Raw genomic sequence first — 19,089 nt, forward strand, 5'->3', positions numbered from 1 at the left:
CTTGCCCGGCCATGCCGCGTTTTGCTCTGAAAGTCGAATATCACGGAAAACCCTTTGCCGGCTGGCAGAGGCAGAAGGATCAGCCCTCCGTGCAGGGCGCGATCGAGGCTGCGCTGGCGCGGTTGCAGCCGGGCGAGCATACGATCGCCGCCGCCGGGCGCACCGACACCGGCGTGCATGGGCTGGGACAGGTGGCGCATTGCGACATGGCCCGCGATTGGGATCCCTTTCGCCTGTCGGAGGCGCTGAACTATCACCTGAAGCCCGATCCGGTGGCGATCGTGGACTGTGCGCGGGTCGATGACGACTGGCACGCGCGGTTCTCGGCCGTCGAGCGCCAGTATCTGTTTCGCATCCTGATCCGCCGCGCACCAGCCACCCATGACGCGGGCCAGGTCTGGCAGCTGGGGCATGACCTGGATGTCGAAGCCATGCAGGAAGCCGCCAACCACCTGATCGGAAATCATGATTTCACCACTTTCCGATCCTCGATCTGCCAGGCGGCCAGCCCGGTCAAGACGCTGGACGAACTGCGGGTGGACCGCGTTGAGGGGTTCTCCGGGCCGGAAATCCATTTCCACGTGCGCGCCCGCAGTTTCCTGCACAACCAGGTGCGCAGCTTTGTCGGCACGCTGGAACGGGTCGGGGCCGGTGCCTGGGACCCGCAGGATGTGAAAGCCGCGCTGGAAGCCCGCGACCGCGCGGCGTGCGGGCCGGTCTGCCCCGGCCACGGGTTGTATCTGGCACGGGTGGGGTACCCCAAGGACCCGTTTGCCTGATGCTTCTCTTGCATCCGGCAGGTCACTGAACATACTGAACCGCAACACCGCGCCGGAGGCCAAAACCAGCCCCCGGCCCATCCCATTTATGAAAGAGGCACCCGCAGCAATGGCAAAACCCGAAAAGCCCCCGCTTCTGGCCGTCCTGATTGATGCTGACAATATCTCGGCCAAATATGCCGAGGCGATGTTCGAGGAGATCGCCTCCTTTGGCGAGGCCAGCATCCGCCGCATCTATGGCGATTTTGCCGGCGGCAGCCCGCAGGGCTGGAACAAGGAGAAACTGGCGGCGCTGGCGATCGTGCCGCACCAGCAGTTTGCCAATACCACCGGCAAGAACGCCTCGGACATTGCGCTGGTGATCGACGCGATGGACATCCTGCATTCGGGCCGTTTTGACGGTTTTGTGCTGATTTCCTCGGACAGCGATTTCACCCGGCTGGCCAGCCGCATCCGCGAACAGGGCCTCGACGTGTTCGGCATGGGCATGCGCAAGACCCCCGCCGCCTTTGTGCGCGCCTGCAAGCGGTTCATCTATGTTGAAAACCTGCTGGAGGAGCCGGGCAAGCCCAAACCGAAGCCGCGCAAGGAGGATGACAGCAACGATCCCCCCGCCGATCTGCCGGATCCAACCAAGCTGGTGATCCGCGCGATGGATGCCATCGATCAGGACGATGAGTGGTTCACGCTGGGCCAGATCGGCCAGTTCATCACCACCGCGGCACCGGATTTTGACACGCGCAGCTATGGCAAACGCAAGCTGAGCGAGCTGATCGACTCGCTGAAACTGTTCGAGACCAAGCGCGGCGAGGGCAATCAGATCCTGGTGCGGCGGCTCGACTGATCGCAGTGGCGGGCTGCGCGGCTGAGGTCTGCGTCAGGCGCGGTAGTCGGGGTTTTCATAATCAAACCGGCACCCCGCCGACCAGGCATTGCGGTCATTGCCCTGGTTCGGGTAGCCGCCCGCATCGCGCAACATGGCGGCAAGGTGCATCAGATTCCAGGTCATGATGGTGGTGTTGCGCTGGGTGAATTCGTTCCCGAATCCGGCTGGTTCCCCCTCCACGTCGTCGCCATAAGAGGGTCCCGGTCCGGCCTCGCCGATCCAGCCGCAGTCAGCCTGCGGCGGGATCGTGTAGCCCAAATGGCTGAGCGCATAGCAGATCGTCATCGCGGTGTGTTTGATGCCATCCTCATTGCCGGTGATGACGGTGCCGCCCACCTTGCCATAGAAGATCGACTGCCCCTTGTCGTTCAGCTCGCCGCTCATCCCGTATAGCCGCTCAATCAACACCCGGCAGACAGAGCTTTCCTCACCCAGCCAGAGCGGGGTGCCGATGACCAGGATCTGCGCCGCATTGACCCTTTCCCAGATCTTCGGCCAGTCGTCGCGGTTCCAGCCCTGTTCGGTCATGTCCGGGTAGACGCCCGGCGGCACCTGATGGTCGAGCATGTGCAGATGCTCCACCGTGACACCGTTCTTGTCCATGATGGCAGAGGACGCCTCCATCAACAGGCGGGTGTGGCTTTGTCTACCGTCCTTTTTCAGCGATGTGTTGATGAACAGGGCTTTGAGCCCGGAAAAACCGGTCATGATGCATCTCCCGCAAGGCGTGGGCGTTTTGGTGATGACCGGATACTAGCGCTCAAACCCACGGCGCACAGGGGATTGGCGTCATCGTGAGGACGCCCTGTGTGCAGCCGGAGCCTGCCGCGCGGGTCGCGGCAGGCGTTTGCACTGTCAGCTGATGAAGCTCTTGTAGCCGGCCTCATCCATGTAATCATCCATCGGCGACAGATCCGAGGGCTTGATCTTGAAGAACCAGGCACCGCCCTCAGGGTCATCGTTGACCTTGCCGGGATCGTCGGCCAGCGCCTCGTTCACTTCGACGATTTCGCCGTCCAGCGGCGCAAGAATGTCAGAGGCGGCCTTGACCGATTCGATCACCACGATCTCGTCGTCCTTGGTCACCTCCGTGCCGGGTTCGGGCAGCTCCACATAGACCACCTCGCCCAGCTGTTCGGCGGCGTGGGCGGTGATGCCAACGGTGACCAGATCGTCCTCGGGCAGCAGCCATTCGTGTTCTTCGGTATATTTCATGTTTCTGGTTTCCCTTGGAAAAGCCGGGGGTTCAACTGTTTGCGGCTGCCGACCGTTAGGCCAATAAGCACCCGACGGCGCAGAGAGCCGGAATCGCCAGCCCCAATGCGGGCGCTGGTACACGCTAGCAACGCCCCGCGCCAGCGATCAAGCGCGGAAATCCGCATGCGCCGCCTGTCGGACCATTGGAGACACGGTTAGAACAGATTGAAATATTCCGCCTGCTCCCACTCGCTCACAGTGTCCAGATAGCGCTCCCACTCGAATTTTTTTAACTGCAACAGATAGGCGGTGACTTCCTTGCCCAGCGCGTCGCGGCACAGTTTGGACTGTTTGAACCCGGCCAGCGCCTGCCCCAGGGACCGCGGCATACGCTCGCCTTCCTCGCTGTAGGGCGAAAGGGTGGGCCGCGGTGCCTCCAGCCCTTCGGCAAGACCCGCGGCACCAGCGATGATTTGCGCCGCGAGCGCAAAATAGGGATTGGCCGAGCTGTCGGGGGCACGGTTTTCCACCCGGCTGTCCGGTTCTCCCGGCGTCATCAGCGCGCGCAGCATGGCACCGCGGTTGTCCACCCCCCAGCTAATCCGGTTCGGCGCCAGCTGATAGGGCAGATAGCGCTTGTAGCTGTTGACGGTGGGGGCCACGAGAAGCGAGGTCTCGGCGGCGTATTTCAGCAGCCCCGCCATCCAACCACTGGCCTGCGGGCTGAGCACGCCGGGCTGCTCGGGCATGAACAAGTTGCGACCAGTCGACAGATCGTGCAGCGACTGATGCACATGCCAGCCATTGGCCATGGAATTGTTCAGCCGTGGCTTTGCCATGAAACTGGCGTGCAGACCTTCTCTGGCGCAGACCTCCTTGGCCATGGTGCGCAGCATCACCATCGCATCGGCCTGGGCCATCGCCCCGTCGGGCGCGAATGTGAACTCCACCTGGCTCGGCCCCATCTCAATTTCGACAGAGCGGACCGGGAGCCCCAGCATCTGGGCATTGCGGCGCAGCAGGTCCAGACTGCGCTCCACCTCGCCATAGCGGGTTTCCGTCAGATACTGGTAGCCTTGGGTGGTGTTACGGGTCTGTACCGGTGCACCGGGATGGGCGGCGTCGCCATGACCGGTGGCGCGGTCCTCGAGCTCCAGAATGTGAAATTCCACCTCCAGCCCAAAGGTGGCTGACATGCCCTGCGCTGCCAGCCGGTCCACCGCCCGTTGCAGCACCGCCCCCGAGGCAAAGGCGATCGGGCTGCCGTCCTGATAGACCGGATTGCAGAAGATCCAGGCAGAATGCGGCGACCAGGGCAGCGCTCTGAAGGTCTGTGGGCGCGGCACCAGCAGCACGTCGCCGGCACCTTGCATCGGACCGGTGAGGCCGCTGTCGGCGTCCCAGACCGCGAAGGCGGCGCGATGCGAGGTGTCTTTGAGCAAGAGAGTCGCCGGCACGTTGAGGCCGCGCTCGAAGATGCTGTCGAGACCATCGGCCATCACCGTCTTGCCGCGCAGAATGCCGTGCTGGTCGACGAACAGCACCCGCACGGTCTCGATCCCGTCAAACTGCACCCGCGCCGCGATCTCCGCCGCTTGGCGGCAGGCATCGTCGTCGAACAGCCCCAGGCGGGCCAGCTTGCCGGAAGTGAAATCATGCGCCATCGGCGGCCTCGTGGTCTTTCGTCAGAAATGCAAAAACGGCCCGGTCCAGTCTCCCCAAGTCGCCAGCGGCGCGGACCCGAGCAGCGCAGGACTGTAACGAAAATGCGCGTGGCGTCCAGTTGTGCGGCGGGGATTGGCCACTTTGGCACTGGCACGCCGGGGTGTCGGCGACGATTGCCGGTTGACAGCGTGCGCGGAACGCACATGTTGCTCAGCATGCGCACGGCCAACCGGCCACAGCGACACAGAAAAAGAACTCGAAACAATGGCGCGGGCTGACACACGCATGGCACTCATGGATCAGGACAGGAATATTTCATCAAGCTTTGCCAAGGGGCTGGCCGTGCTGGCGGTGTTTGACGCGCAGTCGCCCAGCCTGACCTTGGCGGAGATCGCCCGACGCAGCGGGCAGGACCGGGCCACGGCACGGCGCGGGGCGCTGACGTTGGTGCAGGCGGGCTACTTGCGCCAGGACGGTCGGATGCTGTCGCTGACGCCGCGGGTGCTGGCGCTGGCGGGCGGTTTCTTGCAGGCCAACCAGTTTGGTCGACGGGTGCAACCGGTGTTGAACCGCCACGCCCGGCAGATGCAGGTTGAGGTGACGCTTGCGATGCTGGACCACGGCCGGGTTCTGGTGCTGGCTCAGTCCACGGTCGACCATGGCCATATCACTTATGGGTTCACGGCGGGATCACATATCCCGCTGGCCCATACCAGCCTTGGCCGCATGCTGCTGGCAGGCCTGCCAGCCGAGGACGCCGCAGCCACCCTGGCAGGCACCGAGATCCCCAGCCACACAAGCCAGTCGCTGACCACCACCGAGGAGATCCTGGACCGGGTCGAAACCGCACGTGCGCAGGGCTACTGCCTGACCGACAGCGAGTTTGAAAGCGGTATCACCGGCTATGCCGTTCCAGTGGCACGGCCCGGCCGCACCCCGATCGTGGTCGGCAGCTCGGCGCCGCGCGGCCAACAGCCGCAGGCGGACGCCGAACGATTGCTGCGCGGGCTGCAACTGTGCGCGGCTGAATTGCGCCAGGCCGAGGCGGTGGAGCATTTGTAACCCCGGCCGCCGCCCGGTAGCCCGCGGCCCGCTGCCGCCCCGGCGCTGACTGCGGCTTTGCAAGGCCACCCGCCGCTGCTACGCTCGGTATAGGGATTTCCCGCAGGAGCATTTCGATGATCAAACAGATGGCTTTGGCAGCGGTTATTTGTACCGTCTGCGCGCCCGCTACGGCAACCGCCGAGATCGCAGCCAAACAGGTCACCGTACTGGGCCGCAGCTGGCTGGTGGCGCCGGTGGCGGACAGCCCGCAGCGCGTCAGCGCAACCCGGATGAACCTGGAGCATCGGCCCTTTCGTGCGCCCGCGGTGCTGAGCGCGCGCCAGGCCGTACGCGCCATCCGCGCCGCGACAGGCTGCAGTGTCAACCTCGACAGCATGCTTCGCACGATCTCCGGCACCTATTACGCGCAGGTCATCTGCCGCAAATAGGCACGCCTTTGACGGTTCGGCGGATCCGACGGGTTTCGCTGAAACATCCTCTTGGAAAATGTGATCATTTTCCAGCCACCATGGATTGAGCGGCGCCAACCCGCCTGCCATAGATTGCGCATGAAACTTGCAATCAACGGATTCGGCCGCATTGGCCGCGCCATCCTGCGCCAGATCCTGACCACATCGCGCGGAGACGGCATCGAGGTGGTGCGGATCAACGATATCGCGCCCTTGGACATGTGCGCTTATCTGTTTCAATACGACAGCACCTTTGGCCCGTTTGGCCATCCGGTCGAGCACGGCGACGGCGCCCTGCACGTGATGGGCCGGTCCATCCCGATGAGCCATGCGCCGGATCTTACTGACGTGGATCTGAGCGGCGTCGACCTGTTGCTGGAATGCACCGGCATTGCCCGCAGCTCGGACGTGGCGGAGCGTGGCCTGAAGGCTGGAGCGGCCAAGGTGCTGATCTCCGGCCCGTCGCCCGCGGCGGAGAAAACCGTGGTGCTGGGCGCCAACGAAGAGACGCTGGGCGATGCACGGATCGTCTCCAATGCCTCCTGTACGACCAACGGGCTGACACCGTTGGTCAAGCTACTGGACGGGCTTGTGGGCATTGACACTGCGCATATGACGACGATCCACTGCTACACGAACTCGCAGCCGATGGTGGATGCCCCGCGGGGCGATTTCGCGCGTTCACGCGGGGGGGCGCAGTCGATGGTGCCGACGACGACCTCTGCCATGCATCTGATCGACGAGGTGCTACCCCATCTGAAAGGCCGGGTCAGCGGTGCCGCGGTGCGGGTTCCGACCGCCAGCGTGTCGGCCGTGGACCTGGTTGCGCAGCTGAAGGCGCCGATGCCAGAAGCAGACCTGACCGCGGCCCTGAAGGCGGCGGTCGCGGCCTCGCCGGTGCTGGGCTGGACCGATATGCCATTGGTGTCATCAGACCTGCGCGCGCGCCCGGAATCACTGGTGATCGCAGGCCCGGAAACCCGCATGGCCGGCGACCGTCAGCTGCGCGTGTTCGGCTGGTACGACAATGAATGGGGCTTTTCGGCGCGGATGCTGGATGTGGCAAGCCTGATGACACGCTGACCCTGAAATGATCGCCCATCGGCGCGAGGCTGGTCGGCAGCCGCCGACTGCGGTCACGTTACGGGCGGCGTTGATGCGCCAGCCGCAGCCAGCGAAAGATCAGCATCAAGCCCAGCATGCACAGGGCCAGGCCGATCAAGTCGCCCGCTGCATAGACGGCCAGCACCGCCAGCTGATCGTCGGGAAAGATAAACCCGGAGTAGACCACGAGCTGTCCCAGCGAATTGATCAATGAGGCCAGCCCCCCCACCGCCAGCAGCCCCGCCCAGGACAATCTGCGGGCCCGCCCGGCATAAAGCCGCCGACCGGCGACGCGAAACAGCTCAAACGCGATAAGGGCAGACAGCGCCCCCACTGCAACCGATTGCAGCAGGACCGGCTCCAGCAACTGGCGCACCTCGGCACCGGTGAACATCGCATCCGAAAGCAGGGCCGCCACCGCCAGTGGCAGGCAGGCGCGCCAGCCGAAGAGCCACACTGCGAGCACCCGCACCCCGTGCGGCAGGTAAGCCAGGCTGGCAAAGACCGTGATGTCCGGCAGAAACAGGGTTTGTACGGGTGTCACAATGCAAGCGGTCAACCCATGACAAACGAGATAGGCGGCCGTGATAATGGCCGGGGTCAGACCGCCGGAGAGGATCTGCATAAAGCGTTGCATGCACCAGCACTAGCCAGCTGCCCCTGACGGCGCAATGGCGGCTTTCTGCCAATGTTCACCCGATCCGCCGCTTTTGCGGGCAACTTGCGCAAGGCGAACCGCACCTGCCGCAAAAGCGCGTCAGGCCACCGGTTGCCTTCCAACGGGGCGCGTTCAAATCAGGCCGGTCCAAATCCGGCTGCGCGTGCATCGGCCAAAAGCCGATCCCGACCGCCCGCCCGACCCTGTGACATCAGCTGCCATCAGCCGCGAAGCGGACTACATAGTGGCGCGCCTTGCTGCCCCCTGCGCGTTCCAGAAAACCCAGTTCAAGCAGCGATTTCAGTGTTCGATAAAAGGTCGCCTGGGTCAGCCCCCGAACCAATCTATGACTGCGGATCTGGTCGGATTGTACCGCCGCTCCCGGCGTGCCGGTCAGCGCATGGGCCGCCAACAGGACATCACGCTCCACCCGGCTGAGATCTTCCAGACCGATGTCCTGCTCCATCTGGTAGAGCATGTCGCGCAACTCGAAAATTGACCGCAGCCTGTCCAAACCAGCCCCCCTTTAACCTTCAACAGCAAGCGCGCATTAAATGATACCACGCGAACATTATCAATCCGATAAATTTTCTAGACAGTAACGTCCTGCGTGGTATCATCAGTGCCAGGCATGGCTGTTTGTGAGTGGTGGCTTTGCCTGACACCTACGCGATTTCTGTGCAATTTCCAATTTCAGAGTGCGTTGTTAGCGAGTAGCAGCTCCGGCAGAAACAGCTGCCGGGGCTGGATTGAATATGGCAACGTCCGCCGCAATATCAAATGGAATTTCTGCCGCATTGCCTGTGCGGCGAAATTTTGCTGTTACGGGCATACTTGTGTCGCAGGGTGGCCATCAGCGACAGACATTTGCCGCCGCCGCTGCCCGATTGCCGGTTTTCCCCCGGAATTTTCCCGTGTTAGGCTTGCGCAGCCCCGCGCCAATCAGGCCGGGCGGCGAACCGGATTTCAATCCCGCTTACGGGAGCAGACATGCAATTTTCCTACCCCCCGCGCGGCTTGCTGCGCGCACTTGCCTTGGCCCTCCTGCCGCTGGTCCCAGCTGCCGTAGAGGCTGCGGAGGCGCAACTGACGGCCCCCGGCGCCCCGGCCGATCTGGAGGCGCAGCTGCAGGCCGCGTCGGCCACGGTCGCGGCCGGTCCTCAGATGGGCGTGCAAGAACTGCTGGCGGCGGCGCTGTCGGATTATCGCACACTGGTCCAGGTGCTGTACGATGGTGGATATTTCTCTCCGGTGGTGAACATCCGGCTGGACGGGCGCGAGGCGGCGGCCATCCAGCCGTTGAACCTGCCGCGCAGCATCCAGAGAATCGAAATTACGGTGCAAGCCGGACCTCAGTTCCGCTTTGGTACCGCCGAAATCGCCCCCTATCCGCGCCGCAGTGATGTCGAGATCCCGCAGACCTTTGCCTCCGGCCGCCCCGCCAGCACCGGTGCAATCCGGGATGCGGCAAGCGCCGGGGTGCGGGCCTGGCGGCGCAGCGGCCATGCCAAGGCCGCTGTCACCGGGCAGGCGATCACCGCCAATCACGCACAAGCACGCCTGGATGCCCGCCTGCGGCTGACACCGGGGCCGAAACTGCGCTTTGGCGCACTGCGGCTGACCGGACAGACCGCCGTGCGCGAAGACGCGCTGCGCCGTATCGCGGGCTTTCCGGCGGGAGAGACGTTTCACCCCGACCTTGCCGCAAGATCCGCAACCCGGCTGCGCCGCACCGGCACGTTCTCCAGCGTGGTCCTGCGCGAGGCGGAGCAGCCGAACCCGGACGGCAGCCTGGATTTCATCGCCGAAGTCGAGGATCTGCCACCGCGCCGCCTGACCTTCGGCGCTGAAATCAGCTCCTCTGACGGGATCGAACTGTCGGGAAGCTGGATGCACCGCAACCTGTTCGGCGGCGCCGAAAAACTGCGCATCGAGGCCCTTATCCGTGGCATCGGCAGCAGCAATGACCTGGATGGGCGGGTGGCAGTCCGCCTTGATCGACCGGCCAAACTGGGACCGGATGACAGTATCTTCTACCTGGCCGAAGCCGAGCATCTGGACGAGGAACATTACAGTGCGACAACGATGCTGGGCGCCATCGGGGCCCGGCGCACATACTCCAAGGATTTCTATGCTGAAGCCGCGCTGGGGGCGACGTCCATCCTGGCCGATGATGTGTTCGGAAAGCGCCGGTTCAAATACATGGCCGCCCTGCTGCGGGCGAACTACGACGGTCGCGACAGCCGGATAAGCCCCACGGAGGGCTATTTCCTCAAGGCCAGCGCCACGCCGTTTCTCGGCCTCGACGGAAGCAAGTCGGGCATCCAGATGAAGGCTGACGGGCGTGCGTATCTGGGGCTCGGCGCCGAGGACCGGATCGTGCTGGCGGGGCGTTTGCAGCTAGGGTCGGTGATTGGTCCATCGCTGAGCGAGATCTCTCCCACCCTGCTGTTCTATTCCGGCGGCGCGGGAACCGTGCGCGGCCATGAGTATCAGTCCCTGGGCGTACCTGCGGGCGGCGGCATTTCGGGCGGGCGCAGCTTCATGGCGCTGTCGGCCGAGGTGCGTGGCCGGGTCAGTGATAAGATCTCGCTGGTCGGGTTCTACGACGCCGGGGTTGTCGGCGAAGACAGTTTTGTTTCCGGCGCTTCGGCCCAGCACGCGGGGGCCGGGCTCGGGCTGCGCTATGATGTGGCGGGAATTGGCCCGATCCGGCTGGACGTGGCCTATCCGGTTGACGGCGGCTCTGACGATGGCGTGCAATTCTACATCGGAATAGGACAGGCGTTTTGAGACAGCATCTTGGCCTCACTCTCGGACTGGGTCTTTGCCTGGGACTGGGATCCCCCCTCGCGACCCAGCCCGCCGCGGCGCAGGACAGTGCGGCCGAAAGCGGTGGCCTGCTGGTGGATTTCCTGGAGGACACGCTGTCCGGCGACAGCCGCTACATCAGCGTCAGCGGGCTGGAGGGGGCGTTTTCCTCCGAGGCGAAGATCGCGCGTATCACCGTTGCTGACGAAAAAGGAATCTGGCTGGCAATTGAGGACGCCGAACTGGACTGGAACCGACTGGCGCTGTTGCGCGGACGTTTCTCCGTCAATGAGTTGAGCGCCGCGCGGATCGCGATTGAGCGGGCACCCGAACCGCTGCCGCCGGATCCCGAACTGCCCGCCCCCGAGGCCACGCCGTTTGCTCTGCCACAGCTGCCGGTTGCGATCGAACTGGACCAGATCGCCGCCGACCGGATCGAGCTGGGAGAGGAGTTGACCGGGGTTGCGGCAACCCTGTCCGTCAGCGGATCACTGCGACTGGCCGATGGCACCCTCGACACCCAGCTAATGGCCGAACGGCTGGACAAGCCCGGCGATCAGCTGCGGCTCACCGCGGGCTATGCCAATGAAACCCGGCAGATCTCTTTGGATCTAACGGTGGACGAAGCCCCCGGAGGGCTGATCGGTGCCAGCCTGGACCTGCCGGGGCGCCCGTCCATCCAATTGCGGGCACAGGGCAGCGGCCCGGTGACGGACTTTGCCGCCACGATCGGGCTTAGCACCAACGGGCGCGAGCGGTTGGCGGGGGAGGTGGTGATGGCCGCGGCTGCCCTACCCGAAGGCGCGGCCCCGGACACGCCGCGCGACTTGCAGTTCTCTGCTGATCTCAGCGGCAACATTGATGTGTTGCTGGCGCCGGTTCATCGTCCCTTTTTCGGCCCAGGCGTTCGGCTCAACCTCAAAGGTACGCGGGCGGCGGACGGCGCCGTCGCCCTGAACACGCTGTCGCTGCGCACCAGCGCGTTGCAGGTGACCGGTGCCGCGGCGCTGACTGCGGGCGGTGTGCTGGATACCGCCAACCTGAGAGCGGCAATCAGCCCGCCGCAGGGGCAAACCGCGGTGACGCTGCCCATGCCCGGCGGCCGCACCACGCTGGCCGCAGCAGACCTCCATCTGCGCAAGACCGCAACCGGCAGCTGGACCCTGGAAGGGGTGCTGAACCAGCTGAGCCATCCGGGGGCATTGATTGACACTGCCAGGATCGACGGCCGCGGCACGCTGGACCAAAGCCGCGAATTCGCGTTGGAGGGCGACCTCTCGGCGGTGTTGTCCGGGCTGCAGCCGCGAGACCCCGCCCTGGCCGAGGCCACCGGCCGCGACATCCGCTTTGACGGAACCCTCAGCACCGAAGGGCCAGGCGCGTTGCGGATTACAGATATGGACCTGCGCGGCAGCGACTACCGTGCCACCGGCGATCTGCATCTGGATGATCTGGAAAGCGGGCTGAACCTCAGCGTCGACCTGACCGCTGAAGTATCCGAGCTGGGGCGGTTTTCCGCACTGGCGGGCCGCCCTCTCGGCGGTGCGGTGCAAGGCGCGGTGCAAGGCAGCTTCACCCCCCTGTCCGGCGCCTTCGCGGGCGCGGTCGAACTGACGGGTCAGGATCTGTCCGCAGGTGTTGCCCAGCTGGATGAGCTGTTGAAAGGCACCACCACGCTAGCGCTCAAGGCGGCGCGGGACGCTGCGGGTTTGACCATCGACCGCTTCGCGCTGGAGGGCAGCACCCTCGACGCAGCGGCGTCCGGCATGCTGTCCAGCGACAGCGGCCGCATGGAGCTCGAGGCGCGCCTGAAACAGCTGGAAATCCTGGTTCCCCAGGCTCCGGGCCCCCTGACGCTGACCGCGGGGCTGACCCGCCGGGGTGACGTCTTCAGCGGCACCGCGGATCTGACCGGCCCGCTCAGCACCTCGGCCCGTCTGGACGGGTCGGTAACACTGGCAGGATCTGCCGATTTCAGCTTTGAGGCTGCGTTGGGTGAACTGGAACACCTGCTGCCGCAGCTGGCGGGCAAAGTGGCGGCAGAAGGCAAAGCCTCCCGGCAAGCCGGGGAATGGCAGATCAGCACCACCGCCACCGGCCCCGCCGGACTGGACGCCGAGATCGAGGCCCGTTTTGTCGAAAGCAACGGCAGCACCGATCTTCGCTTTGACGCGGCGCTGGCGCAGCTGCAGCAGCTGGTGCCCGAACTGCCGGGGCGGCTGGTGGCCAAGGGCAGCGCAACACGGCGCGACGGCACCTGGACTGTCGACGGCACGGCCAGCGGCCCGGCCGGGATCGACAGCCAGGTCGCGGGCAGCTGGAGCGAGGCCAAGGGCACCGCCGACCTAACTGCAAAGGGGACCCTGCGGCTGGAAGGCGCAAATCCGTTCATATCACCCAACCTGCTGCGCGGACCGGCGAATTTCAATCTGGCCCTGCAAGGTGCCCCGGCGCTGCATGCGCTTCGCGGCACCATTACGGTACCGGGTGCTTCCCTCGCGGTCCCCGCAGCGGCGCAGCGGGTGGACGACATCCAGGCCACCGTCACCCTGGGCAATTCCCGCGCGCAGGTGCAGCTCTCGGCCCGGCCCCGTGACGGTGGCAGCGTTCGGATCAGCGGTCCGATAGGCTTGCAACCGCCATTTGACGGCACGCTGCAAATCGCCATCAATGATGTCGTGGTGTCCGATCATGTATCCTATGAGACGCTCCTGAATGGTCAGCTGAACTTTGCCGGGCAGATGAGTGGCCGCAACCGCCTGAGCGGGCGTATCGACGTGGGTGAGACCAATATCAATCTCAACACCGCGGGTGGCGCCGTATCGGCGGCACCGATCCCGCCGATACGCAACATCAATACGCCGGCTGCGGTGCGCCGGACCCTGGCCCGCGCTGGCCTGACCGCCAATGGAAACGGCGACGGCGGCGGTGGATCAGGGCGCACTGATCTGGACGTCATCATCAGCGCGCCGTCGCGGATCTTTGCCCGCGGTCGCGGCCTGCGGGCCGAGCTTGGCGGCCAGATCCACTTGCGCGGGACCACTGCAAGGCTGGCACCCGCTGGCCAGATCAGCCTGATCCGTGGCTCTTTCGACATTCTGGGCCGACGGCTGGAGCTGGATGAGGGCCGCATTACTCTGCTTGGTGACTTGCGCCCCTATCTGGAATTCAGTTCCTCAACCGCAACCGAAGAGGGGACGGCCACGTTGGAAATTTCGGGACGCGTCGATGCGCCGGAAATCAAGGTCACCTCCGATCCGCCGCGCCCAAGCGAGGAAGCACTGGCGCTGTTGCTGTTCGGCGACAACATCGAAGACATCTCGCCCCTGGCGCTGGCCCGTCTGGCCGCCTCCGCGCTGACGCTGAGCGGCCGCGGCGGGCTGGCTCAGAACCAGCTGCGTCAATCCACCGGGGCCGATGACGTGGACATCGGCTTTGACAACCTGGGCAGTGGCCGTTTGGGGCTGGGCGGCTATGTCGCGGAAAACGTCTATACCGACTTTGACGTCAATACCCGCGGCGACAGCGAGCTGAGCATCAACCTCGACGTGACCGACAGCCTGACGGCAAAGGGCACGGTGGACAGCGAGGGCGAAACCGGCTTTGGCCTCTTCTTCAAACGCGACTACTGACGGGCGGACTGGGGTGGCGGTGACCTAGGCGCCCGCCTCTCCGGCCGCGTCGGGGCCATGGCTGTCCGGCTTGCCAGCAGCGCGGGCCTCCCCCATGCCCGCGGCGGCGCGCAGCGCCACTTGCGCGGCCCCGCTGACACCGGCGGCATCATCGGTGATCAGCCACAACGGGATCTCGGTCCGGGCCTGCGCCAGCTTGCCCCCCGACGTCGCATAACTGGACAGAAAGGTCTTGCAGACGGGCGTGTTCAAGATTCCCCGCGCGACGCTACCGGCAAAGAACATCCCCTGACCCGGCATATAAAGCGCGGTCATCTCCCGCGCCAGCAGACCCAGCAGATGCGCCCATTCCCCGATGCTGCGCGCCTCGGCGCTGTCGGGGTTCGCCAGATAGGCGTCGGTGATCTCCGCCGCACTGCCCGCCGCACTGCCGCTCATGGCTTGATGGAACCGCACCAACCCATGACCGGAAAACAGGCTTTCGACGCTGACAAACTCCTCCGGCGCTCGGTTCAAGAGCTGCTCCAGTTGCCGATACAGGGTTTGCGGCAACGCGGCATGGCCCAGCTCCGCCTCCAGCGTCGCGCCGTCGCAGGCGACAGCGGCGTTGAACCCGGTGCCGATGCCCGCCACCAAGGCCTGCTGGCCGTGCTGCCGCCCCGGGCGCAAGCTGGTCAACTGGCCGGGGATCAGTACAGGCAACGCCTGACCCAGCGCCGCCAGATCGTTGATGACTTGCGCTTTGGCACCCGGCTGCAAACCAAGAACCGCCGCCAGATCCTCGGCCCGGCCCGCCCAGTTGCGATTGCTGAGCTGAAAGCTACCGTCACGCACCGGCCCGGCCACCGCCAGGCAAGCCCCGCTGAGCGGTGGCAGACCGGGTTGCGCGCAATAAGCTCGCAATACATCCTCAAGGCTGGCAAAACTGTCGTTGCAAAAGCTCTGCAAGGCCGTGACCCCAACGCCGGGCGCCGCCAAGGCCAACCGTGTCCGGCTGCCGCCGACGTCGCCTGCCAGAACCGTCAGCTCAGCACCCATGCGCGGTAATCCTTTTGTTCCTCAGCCCTTTGTGCAGCCTGTAGCAAACACGCTGCAAATGCAATTGAGCATGCACGCCCCGCTTGCAGCGCCGCCAACATGGCGGCACCTTGGGGCGGTATCTTGCCGACCGCAAATGGACCGCTCCTCGTGCCCCAGCTGACACCCTCCTCCACCGCAGCCAATGCCGCCGCAACCGCTGCGGTGGTGATCGGCCGCAACGAAGGCGCGCGGCTGATCCGCTGCCTGCAATCACTGACCGGGCAGGTCGGGCGCATCGTCTATGTGGACAGCGGTTCGACAGACGGCTCTGCAGCAGCGGCCCGCGATCTGGGCGCCGAGGTGGTCGAACTGGATCTCTCCCGCCCGTTCACCGCGGCGCGGGCGCGCAATGCTGGGCTGGCGGCACTGGGAGACGACGTTGCGTTTGTACAACTCACCGATGGCGACTGCGAGGTCGCAGAGGACTGGATCACCACGGCCCTGACCTTCATGCGCGGCCATCCACAGGCGGCGGTGGCCTGCGGACGGCGACGAGAACGGTTCCCCGAGGCATCCGTTTACAACCGCCTGTGTGACGCCGAGTGGGACACCCCGGTCGGAGAGGCCGCCGCCTGTGGCGGCGATGCGCTGATGCGGCTGTCGGCGGTGCGCGGCGCCGGTGGCTACCGCGACGATCTGATCGCAGGCGAAGAACCCGAGCTGTGCCTGCGTCTTCGCCGGATGGGCTGGCAAATCTGGCGTCTGGATGCGGACATGACCCTGCACGACGCACAAATGCTGCGCTTTGATCAATGGTGGCGTCGCAGCCGCCGGGCGGGCCACGCGTTTGCCGAAGGGGCCGCGTTGCACGGCGCGGGCCCAGAACGCCACTGGGTCGCCGAGACCAGACGGGCTCTGATATGGGGCGCGGCTCTGCCTCTGGCTGCCGGTGCCCTGGGCGCGCTGGTCAGTCCCTGGCTATTGCTGCTGACACTGCTGGCCTACCCCGCGCAGGTGCTGCGGTTGCGGTCCCGGATGGGGGCGGAACGGGCGTTCTTCACCGTGCTGGGCAAATTCCCCGAGGCATTGGGTGTGTTGGAATACCATTTGAACCGCAGCCTCGGTCGGGCGCGCGGCATACTGGAGTACAAATAGCGCTGCTGCCAGTGTCATGGTGGCTACACACGCCGCGTCTATCGTCGCCGGATTGCCCAGGCGCGCCGCATATGCCCCGGCAGGATCATCAGGCATTTTCCATAACGCGGCAGCAGGCGCGCCGGGTTGGACAGCGCCCGCCACAGCCATTCCATCGCAATCGCCCGCACCCAGGCCGGTGCGCGCCGCTGATGCCCGCCCAGGAAGTCCAGCCCGGCCCCGACTGACGCAAAGCCGACCCCCGGCGCCAGCTTGCGCCCGCGCGCGGCCAACAGCTCTTGTCGTGGGGCGCCCAGTGCCAGGAAGCACAGCTGCACCCCGGACTCGGCCAGCCGATGCAGGATCTGCTCGGCTTCGTCCCCATTCGGGTCAAACGGCGCCGATGGAGCCTGACACCACAGGATCTCCAGCCCCGGCACGGCAGTCTGAAGAGCTGCCTCGGCGTCCTGCAAGGCGGCATCGGTGCTGCCCACCAGCGCCACCCTGGCACCGCATTCAGCCGCCAGTCGGCACAGTGGCAGCACCATGTCCGACCCCGGCATCAGCGCCACCGGACGCCGCGCCAACCGTGACATCCAAACGATCGGCCGCCCGTCGGCAACAACCAGGTCCTGGGCTTGATAGGCGGCCAAAAACTGCGGATCCGTGGCCAGCTTGACCAGATGATCGAGATTGATGGTGGCCAGCGCAAAGCCATGGCCCGCCGCGAAACGATCGCGAATCTCCGCCTCAAGGCTCGCGCGGTCCGGTATGTTGACCGAAACCCGGCGACCGTCGAATTCGAAAAACAAGGCATGCCCCCCAATGGCTCGGCTCAGTCATAGCGCCGCCGCGCGATCCGGACCAGACCTCTGCCCCGTCGGCGGCGGCACCCGTTGCATTCCTGCAAACTGTTTACCGCATGACATAAATCCTCGCGACAGTGCGGCGCGCAGGGGTTACATTCACCTCCAAAGCGAACATCGCACAATTGCACAAGGGGCAGTCTTCCGGTGCCCAATACTGTGGCCTACATCATGCTGCTGGCCTGGCCGCTGGTCAGCCTGGTCCTGTTCCGGCGCCTGCCGCTGGAGCGGGCCATTTTATGGTGCATCATCGGCGGCTACCTGCTGCTGCCGCCGGACGCAGAGTTTGATCTGCCGCTGGTGCCGGACATGGATAAGTTCGCCATTCCGTCCGTCATGGCTTTTGTGCTGTGCGCGTTTCTGCTGCGCCGCCCGGTACCGCTGATGCCGCGCCACCCGGCGGCGCGGGTGCTGGTGCTGCTGTTTGTCTTTGGCGTCATACCCACGGTGCTGACCAATAGCGAACCGATGCTGTTCCACAAGATCGCCAACTCCGACCCCATCCTGATCCTGAACCACCAGCTGCCGGGGCTGCGCTGGCGCGACATGGGGTCTGTCGTCATCAACCAGGTGATCGTGCTGATGCCGTTCCTTCTGGCGCGGCGGTATCTGTCAACCCCGCAAGCCCACCGCGAGCTGTTGCTGGCCCTGGTCCTGGGGGCGCTGGCCTATTCCATCCCCGCCCTCATTGAAATCAGATTCAGCCCCCAGACGAACGTCTGGGTCTACGGCTTCTTCCAGCATGACTTCAGCCAGATGATCCGCCAGGGTGGCTACCGTCCGATCGTGTTCCTGCCACATGCGCTATGGCTCGCGTTTTTCGTGGCCGCCGCGCTGATGGCCGCCACGGCATTGGCACGCACGGCCGCTTCTGGCCGGCGCTGGCGTCTGGTGGCGACCTGCGGGTATCTGTTTTTGCTGCTGCTCGGCTGCAAGAGCCTTGCCTCATTGGCCTATGGTCTCGTCTTCACCCCGGTTATCGCACTGGCGCCGCTGCGCTGGCAGTTGCGGATCGCACTCGGACTGGGAGTGATCGCAGTGATCTATCCGATGCTGCGCAACGCCGGGCTGATCCCCACCGATGACATCGTGGCCTATTTCGAGACCATCAGCGTCGATCGTGCGCACTCATTGGGCTTTCGCTTCGACAATGAGGCACAGCTGCTGGCCCGTGCCGCCGAGAAACCCTGGTTCGGCTGGGGCGGCTGGGGCCGCAACCTGATCCTTGACGGGGCAACAGGCGAAATCCTCTCGATCCCGGACGGGCGCTGGATCATCGTTTTCGGCACCTTCGGCTGGCGGGGGTACATCGCGGAAATGGGGCTGCTGGCGGCGCCGCTGGTGTTGCTGGCCGTGGCCGCACGCGGCGCGCCCGCGCAGACGTTCTCGCCCTATGCGGCGCCGATTGCCCTCATCCTGGCGGCAACCTTGGTGGACATGCTGCTGAATGCGACGCTGATCCCAATGACCTGGATGTGCGCCGGCGCCGTGCTGGGCTATGCGGAGCGACTGCTCTACCCTGACTTGTTTCGTGAGAAGGCGGCATTATTTAACGGTGTTCAGGCATTGGCAGCCAATCCCGCCGAACCCAGGGATCGCAGCGTGATATGATGCCGTATTCTTACCGCTATTCACGCGGAAATTGACACAATGACTCCATAGGCTGGCCCAATGGATTGATGACGGTAAAATTGAACGGGACCGGCCCGCGCGGCAGATGGGGATCTTGTGCGCGGCGCCGAAGACGGCAGCTGACTGCGGTCAGCTCATGCGAACAACCCGCGCGACGGGAAACTGCCAGAATTGCGGCAGTAGGCTGCCGC

16 protein-coding genes are annotated in these 19,089 nt (G+C 65.0%); 9 read left to right on the plus strand and 7 right to left on the minus strand.

What is annotated here, in order from left to right; all coding sequences use genetic code 11:
• Positions 1–11: 11 nt before the first annotated feature.
• Together truA and AC0IPL_RS16040 are read left to right on the plus strand one after the other, a co-directional pair.
• The gene (gene truA / locus AC0IPL_RS16035) at positions 12–779 is read left to right on the plus strand and encodes a tRNA pseudouridine(38-40) synthase TruA (RefSeq protein WP_474275580.1); all 768 of its coding nucleotides are present in this window, start codon (positions 12–14) and stop codon (positions 777–779) included.
• A 109-nt stretch (positions 780–888) separates the two neighbouring features.
• Positions 889–1,623: an NYN domain-containing protein gene (locus AC0IPL_RS16040; RefSeq protein ID WP_474275582.1), complete on the plus strand. Its 735-nt coding sequence runs from the start codon at positions 889–891 to the stop codon at positions 1,621–1,623.
• Positions 1,624–1,656: 33 nt separating this feature from the next.
• Here AC0IPL_RS16040 and AC0IPL_RS16045 read toward each other — a convergent pair whose 3' ends face one another.
• The 3 genes from AC0IPL_RS16045 to AC0IPL_RS16055 form a co-directional block, all read right to left on the minus strand.
• Positions 1,657–2,373, minus strand: coding sequence for a flavodoxin family protein (locus AC0IPL_RS16045; protein WP_474275585.1), 717 nt, complete (start codon positions 2,371–2,373; stop codon positions 1,657–1,659).
• 147 nt (positions 2,374–2,520) lie between these two features.
• Positions 2,521–2,880: a glycine cleavage system protein GcvH gene (gcvH, locus tag AC0IPL_RS16050; protein WP_474275587.1), complete on the minus strand. Its 360-nt coding sequence runs from the start codon at positions 2,878–2,880 to the stop codon at positions 2,521–2,523.
• A gap of 197 nt (positions 2,881–3,077) precedes the next feature.
• On the minus strand, positions 3,078–4,526 hold the full coding sequence (locus AC0IPL_RS16055; RefSeq protein ID WP_474275589.1) for a glutamine synthetase family protein: 1,449 nt from the start codon (positions 4,524–4,526) through the stop codon (positions 3,078–3,080).
• Between the two features lie 286 nt (positions 4,527–4,812).
• Here AC0IPL_RS16055 and AC0IPL_RS16060 point away from each other — a divergent pair, with 286 nt between their 5' ends.
• The 3 genes from AC0IPL_RS16060 (at position 4,813) to AC0IPL_RS16070 (ending at position 7,124) form a co-directional block, all read left to right on the plus strand.
• Entirely contained in the window at positions 4,813–5,589 is a 777-nt protein-coding gene (locus AC0IPL_RS16060) for an IclR family transcriptional regulator (protein WP_474275591.1), read from the plus strand.
• Between the two features lie 116 nt (positions 5,590–5,705).
• Complete coding sequence (locus AC0IPL_RS16065) at positions 5,706–6,020, plus strand: hypothetical protein (protein ID WP_474275594.1); 315 nt, start codon at positions 5,706–5,708, stop codon at positions 6,018–6,020.
• Between the two features lie 120 nt (positions 6,021–6,140).
• Positions 6,141–7,124 (plus strand): type I glyceraldehyde-3-phosphate dehydrogenase, encoded by a 984-nt coding sequence (locus AC0IPL_RS16070; RefSeq protein ID WP_474275596.1) that lies wholly within the window; start codon positions 6,141–6,143, stop codon positions 7,122–7,124.
• Positions 7,125–7,182: 58 nt separating this feature from the next.
• Here AC0IPL_RS16070 and AC0IPL_RS16075 read toward each other — a convergent pair whose 3' ends face one another.
• Positions 7,183–7,782, minus strand: coding sequence for a hypothetical protein (locus AC0IPL_RS16075; RefSeq protein ID WP_474275598.1), 600 nt, complete (start codon positions 7,780–7,782; stop codon positions 7,183–7,185).
• Positions 7,783–8,014: 232 nt separating this feature from the next.
• The gene (locus AC0IPL_RS16080) at positions 8,015–8,317 is read right to left on the minus strand and encodes a hypothetical protein (protein ID WP_474275600.1); all 303 of its coding nucleotides are present in this window, start codon (positions 8,315–8,317) and stop codon (positions 8,015–8,017) included.
• Between the two features lie 476 nt (positions 8,318–8,793).
• Between AC0IPL_RS16080 and AC0IPL_RS16085 the strand changes: the two genes are divergently transcribed.
• Complete coding sequence (locus tag AC0IPL_RS16085; protein WP_474275602.1) at positions 8,794–10,596, plus strand: autotransporter assembly complex protein TamA; 1,803 nt, start codon at positions 8,794–8,796, stop codon at positions 10,594–10,596.
• Positions 10,593–14,246 carry a translocation/assembly module TamB domain-containing protein gene (locus AC0IPL_RS16090; protein ID WP_474275604.1) on the plus strand — a complete coding sequence of 1,218 codons (3,654 nt, stop codon included), beginning with the start codon at positions 10,593–10,595 and terminating at the stop codon, positions 14,244–14,246. The genes AC0IPL_RS16085 and AC0IPL_RS16090 overlap by 4 nt, the downstream gene beginning before the upstream one ends.
• 24 nt (positions 14,247–14,270) lie before the next feature.
• On the opposite strand, the gene AC0IPL_RS16095 is transcribed toward AC0IPL_RS16090, so the two are convergent.
• Positions 14,271–15,284, minus strand: a complete 1,014-nt coding sequence (locus tag AC0IPL_RS16095; RefSeq protein WP_474275606.1) for a glucokinase — start codon at positions 15,282–15,284, stop codon at positions 14,271–14,273.
• A 150-nt stretch (positions 15,285–15,434) separates the two neighbouring features.
• Here AC0IPL_RS16095 and AC0IPL_RS16100 point away from each other — a divergent pair, with 150 nt between their 5' ends.
• Complete coding sequence (locus tag AC0IPL_RS16100; protein WP_474275608.1) at positions 15,435–16,421, plus strand: glycosyltransferase family 2 protein; 987 nt, start codon at positions 15,435–15,437, stop codon at positions 16,419–16,421.
• Positions 16,422–16,459: 38 nt separating this feature from the next.
• Here the strand turns inward: AC0IPL_RS16100 and AC0IPL_RS16105 are convergent, their stop codons facing one another.
• Positions 16,460–17,212, minus strand: coding sequence for a WecB/TagA/CpsF family glycosyltransferase (locus AC0IPL_RS16105; protein WP_474275610.1), 753 nt, complete (start codon positions 17,210–17,212; stop codon positions 16,460–16,462).
• Positions 17,213–17,413: 201 nt separating this feature from the next.
• Between AC0IPL_RS16105 and AC0IPL_RS16110 the strand changes: the two genes are divergently transcribed.
• A complete protein-coding gene (locus tag AC0IPL_RS16110) occupies positions 17,414–18,877 on the plus strand; it encodes a hypothetical protein (RefSeq protein WP_474275611.1) in 1,464 nt (487 codons plus the stop codon).
• Positions 18,878–19,089: the final 212 nt, after the last annotated feature.

The organism is Leisingera sp. SA32 (assembly GCF_056033425.1).